This window comes from Gilliamella sp. B2717, from assembly GCF_026536675.1.
Lineage (GTDB): Bacteria > Pseudomonadota > Gammaproteobacteria > Enterobacterales > Orbaceae > Gilliamella > Gilliamella apicola_I.
Map to the genome: position 1 here is coordinate 24804 of NZ_JAFNNQ010000086.1, position 8648 is coordinate 33451.

6 protein-coding genes are annotated in these 8648 nt (G+C 32.6%); 4 read left to right on the top strand and 2 right to left on the bottom strand.

Translation table 11 applies throughout. The annotated features are described in order from the left end of the window. Positions 1 to 9: 9 nt before the first annotated feature. Together rimO and J3U35_RS07890 are read right to left on the bottom strand one after the other, a co-directional pair. Entirely contained in the window at positions 10 to 1326 is a 1317-nt protein-coding gene (gene rimO, locus J3U35_RS07885) for a 30S ribosomal protein S12 methylthiotransferase RimO (RefSeq protein ID WP_267360632.1), read from the bottom strand. A gap of 393 nt (positions 1327 to 1719) precedes the next feature. Then, the gene (locus J3U35_RS07890) at positions 1720 to 2649 is read right to left on the bottom strand and encodes a siderophore ABC transporter substrate-binding protein (protein WP_267360634.1); all 930 of its coding nucleotides are present in this window, start codon (positions 2647 to 2649) and stop codon (positions 1720 to 1722) included. Positions 2650 to 2818: 169 nt separating this feature from the next. Here J3U35_RS07890 and J3U35_RS07895 point away from each other — a divergent pair, with 169 nt between their 5' ends. The 4 genes from J3U35_RS07895 to J3U35_RS07910 all read left to right on the top strand — a co-directional run. Further along, positions 2819 to 4813 (top strand): TonB-dependent receptor domain-containing protein, encoded by a 1995-nt coding sequence (locus J3U35_RS07895; protein ID WP_267360636.1) that lies wholly within the window; start codon positions 2819 to 2821, stop codon positions 4811 to 4813. Between the two features lie 756 nt (positions 4814 to 5569). Further along, positions 5570 to 7138, top strand: a complete 1569-nt coding sequence (locus J3U35_RS07900) for a hypothetical protein (RefSeq protein ID WP_267360638.1) — start codon at positions 5570 to 5572, stop codon at positions 7136 to 7138. 842 nt (positions 7139 to 7980) lie between these two features. Beyond that, positions 7981 to 8139, top strand: coding sequence for a hypothetical protein (locus tag J3U35_RS07905; RefSeq protein WP_267360640.1), 159 nt, complete (start codon positions 7981 to 7983; stop codon positions 8137 to 8139). A 127-nt stretch (positions 8140 to 8266) separates the two neighbouring features. Further along, positions 8267 to 8648, top strand: a 382-nt coding sequence (locus J3U35_RS07910; RefSeq protein ID WP_267360642.1) for an antiterminator Q family protein, incomplete at its 3' end; no start/stop codon positions are given.

The window sequence follows — 8648 nt, forward strand, 5'->3', positions numbered from 1 at the left end:
TGGATATGTTTACTGTTTAACAGTTCCCCATAAATCATATTCATCGGAATGTTCAACTTCAACTTGAACAATATCACCAACGTGAACATTTTTTTCTTCATTTAAATAGACAACGCCATCAATTTCTGGTGCATCAGCCATACTGCGTCCAATAGCGCCTTCTTCATCGACTTCATCAATAATAACCGATAAGGTTTTGCCAATTTTATTTTGTAATTTTTGGGTAGAAATTGTCTGCTGTAATTGCATAAAACGATGAAAACGTTCTTGTTTAATTTCTTCCGGAATTTGATTCGCGAGCTGATTGGCTGCTGCACCTTCAATCGGACTATAAGGAAAACATCCCACACGATCAAGCTTAGCTTTGTTTAAAAAATCGAGTAATAATTCGAAATCTTGGTCTGTTTCCCCTGGATAACCAACTATAAACGTTGAACGTAAAGTAATATCTGGACAGATTTCTCGCCATTTATGAATTCGTTCAAGTGTTCTATCAATGGTGCCTGGGCGTTTCATTGATTTTAAAACCGAAGGACTGGCATGTTGAAGTGGTACATCCAGATACGGTAAAATTTTCCCATCCGCTATTAACGGGATCAAATTATCAACACTTGGATAAGGATACATATAATGGAGCCTTACCCAAATGCCTAACGTTGCTAATTGTTCGCATAACGTTTGAATATCAGTTTTTAATGGCATACCATTCCAAAAGTTGGTACGATTTTTAATATCGATACCATATGCTGAAGTATCTTGAGCAATAACGAGTAACTCTTTAACGCCACTATCAGCTAATCGCTTTGCTTCATCAAGTACATTACCAATTGGTCGGCTAACCATTTCGCCACGTAGCGATGGAATAATGCAAAATGTACAGTTGTGATTACAACCTTCTGATATTTTTAAATACGCATAATGCTTAGGCGTTAATTTCACACCTTGCTGTGGTACTAAACTGGTAAAGGGATTATATGCGGGTTTAGGGGCATATTTATTGACATGAGTAAGTACTGCCTCGTAGCTATGGGGGCCCGATATTTCAAGTACTTTAGGATGTACATTACGTATTTGATCTTCTTTTGCACCTAAACAGCCTGTCACAATGACCTTGCCATTTTCATTTAAAGCTTCGCCAATGGCTTCTAACGATTCTTGTACGGCGCTATCAATAAAGCCACAAGTATTGACGATAACTAAATCTGCATTTTCGTAGCTTGGTACTACTTGATAACCTTGTGTTCGTAATTCAGTTAAAATTCGCTCTGAGTCAACCAAATTTTTGGGACAACCAAGGCTCACAAATCCAATAGTAGGGGATGACATATTCATAATATTTATAATAATGCTTAATATTTAAAGAGGAATTAAATTGATAATAAAATAAATTTTATCGATTAATTAGTTGTTGTTAATTTAAAATGTCGGCATTTTAACACATTTAAGCATTGTAAATATACTGATTTTCAAATTCTTAATTAACAGAAAATGGGTTTTAAGTGGTAACGTCAGGCAAGTGTATAAAGTGGGATTTTGACCTGTTAAATTTACCATATTTGATTGAAATCATGCGAGCACAACTTAATAGTTGAATATTACCCTCTCAAATTTTGTGACCTAAGAATACTTGTGGGTAGGTCGATTTAATGTGATAAATCTGTTGAATGCTAACTCATACAGCCTTTTAATTGGGCTGTATGAATTAATTTAAACAAAATGTTAATCGTTTAAAGCATTGAGCACTTCAGACACTTGACGGTCTAAACTTTCTGCTCCACCACCAGATAAGTACCAAAGATCAGGTGTCAAATAGACAACGGTGGTTTTATTTTTATTGAGAACTTTTGTATCAAAATAGTTGGCTTTCATGGCTTGTTGACCAATAGCATGACTTCGGTCAATGACAAAAATAATATCTGGCTTAACGGTTTTAATATATTTATCGTCAACAAAAGTAGGTGCTGGGCGTTCTCCATTTGTAGCTAGCTGGTTAGCTAAAAGTGGTACCGCTCTTTTGACTTTTAATACATCATGGATAAGCGCAGCACTTGAGCTATTATTAATAAGAATCATTTTTCCATTGTTGTGAATAGCGACAATGGCCTTTTTAGGGCTTGCTGAGGTCATTCTTTGAGCTTGGTTGATTTTGTTATTGAGCGAAGCAATGAGTTGAGTAGCTGTGTTTTCGGTTCCGGTAAGGCTCGCTAACAAATTGATATGATTTTTTGTTGATTCAAAATAATGTTTGCTATCAACACTTAAATTAAGCACTGGGGCAATTTTTGACAACTCATCTTTTTTATTTGCTTGACGTCCATCAATAATAATAAGATCAGGATTAGTTTGTTTAATTGCATCTATATTGGGTTCTTTCATATTACCCGTATCAACCACATCATCCCTTTTAAATTGATTCAAATAGGATGGAATGACCGATTGTGGGGTTGCCGTCACTATTGAGCCTTTACCTAAAGCATCTAACGTATCTAATGCTCCATAATTCATGACAACAATTTTTTTCGGAGATTTAGGTACGATGATCGTTTCACTATTGTTTGTGACAGTCATTGTCGACGGTGATTGACAACCGGTTAACCCCAAAACTATTAATGCAATGCTACTTAGCAGCAATTTTTTCTTTCTGTTCATAGACACCCTTTATATTAAATGTAAATAATAATTATTATCATTTAAAGTAGGTTGCTTGTCTAGCGAAAAATAATTTAATAAAAGATATTGATAATTATTATCATCTAATGTAGTGTTCATACTCATGGGTAATTATAAAATATCATTATAAATAATGGGGTTATAATAAATGAACGTTAAGCTAAAATTTAAACTGACAAATTATGTCATTAATTCAGGTTTTTTATTATTATCAAGTACAGCACTAGCCGCTGTGAATAGTTCAGATACTGATACTGATACAATGGTTGTTACCGCTTCGGGTTTTGCACAGCAAATCAAAGAAGCCCCTGCAACCATTTCTGTTATTACCTCAGAAGAAATTAGTCAAAAATCGTATCGTGATGTCACTGATGCGTTAAAAGATATTCCTGGTGTCACCATTACCGGTAGCGGTGATTCAACAGATATAAGCATTCGAGGTATGGATGCCAAATATACGATGATTTTAGTTGATGGTAAAAAGGTCAGCACCCGAGAAACGCGACCAAATAGTGACGGTTCCGGATTTGAACAAGGTTGGTTACCACCATTAACGGCGATAGAACGCATTGAGGTAGTCCGTGGTCCTATGTCATCACTGTATGGTTCTGATGCAATGGGTGGGGTAATTAATGTTATTACCAAAAAAGTGTCAGATAAATGGCATGCAGGATTACGTTTAGAATCTGTAATTCCTTATCGTTCTGAAGAAAAAAACACTTATACAGGAAGTTTTTCAGTCATGGGACCGATTGTTGATGATAGAGTTGGCATCCAACTATATGGTCAATATTCAAAACGAAATGAAGATAAATTTTTGAATGGTCATGCCCAACAAAAACTTCAAAGTCTAAATGGTAAGCTGTCTTTAAATGCAACAGATACGCAACGATTTGATTTAGATATGGGGCGTTCAATTCAAAAAAGTAAGGCAACAGCGGGTAATACCCGAGCTAAGAATAGAGGCGATTTTCCTCGTGATAATCGCCGTAATACGTATAGTTTAACTCATACTGGGCTGTTTGGTGATATTTCGACAACTTCATTTATTGCTTATGAAGGTAATAATAACCCGGAAAGAAAGATGAAAATTCGAAATACCGATCTTGATACCCGTGTAACAATTCCGCTTAATATTAATATGTTAACAGTAGGGGGAAAATATAATTACCAAGAGTTACACGATAAAGGTAATCAATTGAAGAAGACATTAACTAAAATAGATCGTTGGAATTATGCTCTATTTGCTGAAAATGAAATAAGTTTATTAGAAAATTGGAATTTAACTGTTGGATTACGTTATAACAAAGATGAAAACTATGGAAGCAACTGGAATCCAAGAGTTTATAGCGTATGGAATATTGATGATAATTTCACTCTCAAAGGCGGCTATTCAACGGGTTATGCAACACCACAATTACGGCAAGTCGTTGCTGATTGGGGACAAGTTACAGGGGGTTCCGGCACGGGTAATAAAGGAATGGTACTGGGAAATCCTAATTTAAAACCTGAAAAATCAGACAATATCGAAATTGGACTGGGCTATACTAATGATTATGGAATAGATGCTTCAGCCACGGCGTTTTATACAAAATATAAAGATAAGATTCAAACTTATTACATTTGTCAGGGACCAGCTGGAAAAGGTAAATGTAAAGTGAATGGTTACCAAGAAAAATTTGATTTTGTTCAAGGCAGAGAAAATGTCGATAAAGCCGATCTTAAAGGCGTTGAATTAACGTTTAAAACGCCATTGTTTAATGAGTTCTTGTTGACGTCAAATTATTCATGGACAAAGACAGAACAAAAAACCGGTATCAATAAAGGACGTGCATTAAACCGTACACCTAAACAAAAATTTAATATGCAATTGGATTGGTACATCAGTCATAATTGGGACTTATGGGCTAAGATGGCATACTACGGACAAGAAAACGCCAATAAGCGAATGGGTAAACAAAGTAGGTATGTCACGTATCCTGGATATACGTTCTGGGATATGGGAGCAGCGTATCAAATCAACAAGAAAGCAAAAATTTACACGGGTATTTATAACTTGTTTGATAAAGATGTTGACAATGAAGACTTTGGTAAAACCTTAGATGGACGTCGCTATTTTGTTGGAACAGAAATTAGTTTCTAGATAACATTTTTCTCATCAATTATTCATCAAATGTATTTAATTGATGAGAATGATTGTTTTTAGTCAATGGTATGATTAATAACATCTTTATCAAATCTTCTTTTTTAATCATATTTTTAATCTTAGGTAAATTCTCATTGAAATATTTGAATTCATTTTGTACAAATTACACATTGCTTACTTATTCATAACAATCCGTTTACATATGTTTTAATAAATTGTAACTTACTTAACCTATAATTTTGATAGGAAAAATTTATTGAAGAAAATGAATTGTATAAAACCTAGATAAAACGCTTAAAAATAAATTAATATTATTCATTATGTTATTTTAAAGTGTGAACTAATGTGATTAACCTGTTTTTATGTTTGCATTATAACGAATATGTCATAAATATCGTGATTTTATGTTGTTTTGATAGTGATTCTAAATTGATCGTATATTGATAGATCGATAAATCCGATCAATAATATTTTTGAAGATTATCTCTTCTTTTAAATTAAGTGGATAAATTTTTCAATTATTAAATCAATTTTATTATCTCCTCATATTGAAAATAATGTAAGGAATATAGCAGTATCTTATTATTTTTGATAGTGATTTTAAATTGATTGGGTGTTGATGGATCGATAAATCCGATCAATAATATTTAAAAGGATCACCTCTTCATTTAAATTAATTGGATGAATGTGAAGTTATTAAATCAATCTTAAGATTTGTGATTGATTTGTTATTTTGTTAATGAAGAAAACTATATGAAGCACATTATCAACCCTAATTCACGATATTTTAGTGAATACAAACCTAACCATTTAGTCATCTCTAAATTGAATATAGGTTCGCATTTAAATTGCTTATTATCTATGCTAAAAAAAAATAGGACTGCAACTAAACTGAGTTATTTAAGTGCAGTTTTGGCTTTCATTTCAGTTAATCCTGCTAATGCAGCACTATCAACAACGACCGTCAATTCGATAAAAGGGGATAAACCTGTTTTTTTTGCAACAGAATCGATCGTTAATAAATTAGGTTTTAATTACAACGGTACTGATTACAATGAAATATCCGGTAACATCACTAGTAATACCACCAAATATTTTGATCATACGACCAACTTAAATGATTTTGTCATAAAAAGTTATTTTGTTCCTAGAACAACTATTGATGATAATAAGGGTGATTATTTTGATATTAATAATGATGCTTTTGATCCTAAGCAACCCATCAGCAACACATTAAATTATGTTTGGAAGGATAGTAATAATGTTAAAATCGATCCTGCAGATTTTAATAATATTGCTTGTAGCCATAACAAATATAAAATGCCGTTAAAATTAGAAATCACCGCAACTGATATTAAAGTTCATACTCAATTTGGCGATCCTAATGAAAGCGATCCTGTCAATTTTATTGAAACTCAATCAATGGGTGCTCAGCCTATAACAAAAACTTATCAAATAGCTATCGCTAATACTTGCTTTGCAAAACCTTATAGTCTTATCTCAGATCCACTTACTCAATGGCGTTCAGTTAAAAATGACAAATCTGAGAATGATGAAAAGTGGAATCTCACCGGAATTGGTATAAATAACATTCCTAAAAATAAACCTAATTTTGCAGTAGGTGGCGGAGTAACTGAAGATTATGTCTTCAATCAAGGATTTAAAGTGACACCTACCTTATCTAAAAAACATTTTCCAACGACAGGTTTTGCCGGTGCGCAATTTCAGTTAGTCATGGGTGGTGTACAAAACGATTATACCTTCACGACAAATAATAGTTCTGTTACTGTTGATAAAGATGGTTTAATTACGCTTAACCAGCCTACTAAAACGGTCACTATAACGGCAACCTTAAAATCTGATGATAAAATCCATTATGATTATACATTCAGTCTTGATTTATGGCTTGAACCAAAATTACAATCTTTCCAAAATCAAAACGATGCAAGGGCTCAATGTACAGGTTCTTCAAAATTGTTGAGCCGAAAAGAATTAAATAATTCATCCGAGTTCTCGACTAAAAATTTAGATGGTGCGAAAGGTCGTATTTATAATGTGTTTACACGCGGAATTGGATATGGTGTCTTCAGTGAGTGGGGGAGATCGCTTAATCAACAGTATAATAGTTTGATTGTAACTTATCCAAAATCTAATTGGAAATTTGGTTGGTATTATACTAATGAATCTCACAACACCACTAATGACAATAATGAAGCCATTTCAGAAGCGATTCTGGTTTCAAGTCACGATGGAATGATTTCGTTTCCTAGTGCTTGGGGTATAGATGAAGCAAAAAGAGCCGTTTGCGGAACTTACTTATAATGATTATAAGGAGTATTTAACCCATTCAACAAGGATTGTTATTTAGCTAGTATTAGGGATGAATTTACACTGACTAATACTTCAAAAGTAGCGTTACCTATTAAAATGATTTTATCAAGTCTGATATGAAAATATGATAGGTAACCTCTTTATCACTTTACCTTTTTCTTCCAATAAAATGTCTATATTAAATCACAGTTATGATCAAAATGATTTTTTGTTATCTTGCTGGATTTCATCATTAACTGTATTGTTTTAACCTTTTTATAAAAATTTGAATAGTCCTAATAAGGTTAAAAAAGCCCCAATATAGGGGCAAAAATGTGGACTACCACTGTCTTTCCAGTTGTCAGGTACTCAATATTGTAACTTTAAAATACGCTATCAAGTACCGTATCAAAACTGCAGTATGTTCGTACGCCTCTGCTAGCTACTTGAATCTTCTTACCCCATTAGTAACTCGTGGTATTGCTAACTTTATGGTAAGTCAATTAGTTTTGATAAAACCAATGATAATATAAGTTATCAATTTAGTCAATACTAAAAGTTATTGTTTTTAGTTTTAGTTAAATATTAAATACCAGTATTTTGATTGCAAATTGTACTATGCATGTTGGGTCATTATTTTAGTTGTCGTAATGTTTATTAATAATTAACCGACATTTAATTAATTTTTGTTTTTTTTATTGAGGCAATGTGACACCAACTTTAATAAAGACATGTTAGAGTAAAACTTCAAACATTATAGGATTATCATTAATTGTTTATAACAATAGTTATTGATTTTTATGATAACTATTGTTATTATTGGTTTGTTTAATTTTGAATAGGAAAACTTCACGATGACACCAGAACAGCAATTAGCTTTACTTGATGAAAAAATAAAAGTCGCTGAGAAACATGTTGAACAACTCTATGATTATCGCCGACGACTCATAAATCAATATGATCTTAATAAGGGAAAATATCAAAACATTAATGTAACGCGTCCCCTTTTTTAATTAATCCTATCGATATTGTTACTAAAAAAAGAGTTTTTCAACATATGACAATAAGTTAATAGTCACAGATTAATAAATAGTTAAACATTATAAATTGGAATTATATGGAAAATATATGAGGTAAATAATGACAGCACCGTATCTGAATATTCAAAAAAATAATAAACCGACACAATGGCTAAATAAAGTGAGTTTGAATGCTGATTATGATATTACTCAAGTATTAACCCGTTGGGGTAATTGGGCTCGAAAAGAAGCCTATCAACAACGCAAAGTATTTAGTCTATATCAATCTCAAAGAAAGGAATATAAACAGGTCTGTTTAGATAAAGACGGGTTAATAATAGATGGCATTATCTCAGCGATGAAAAACAGTAAAATTGCGAAAATAAAAGAAGAAGCAAAAGTCTTAATTAAATTCTATTATGGAGACGAAATGGTTGTTGATGATCATCTTTATATCGAACGAAGCAAAACACAAACATCGTCGACATTAATTATCAAACCTA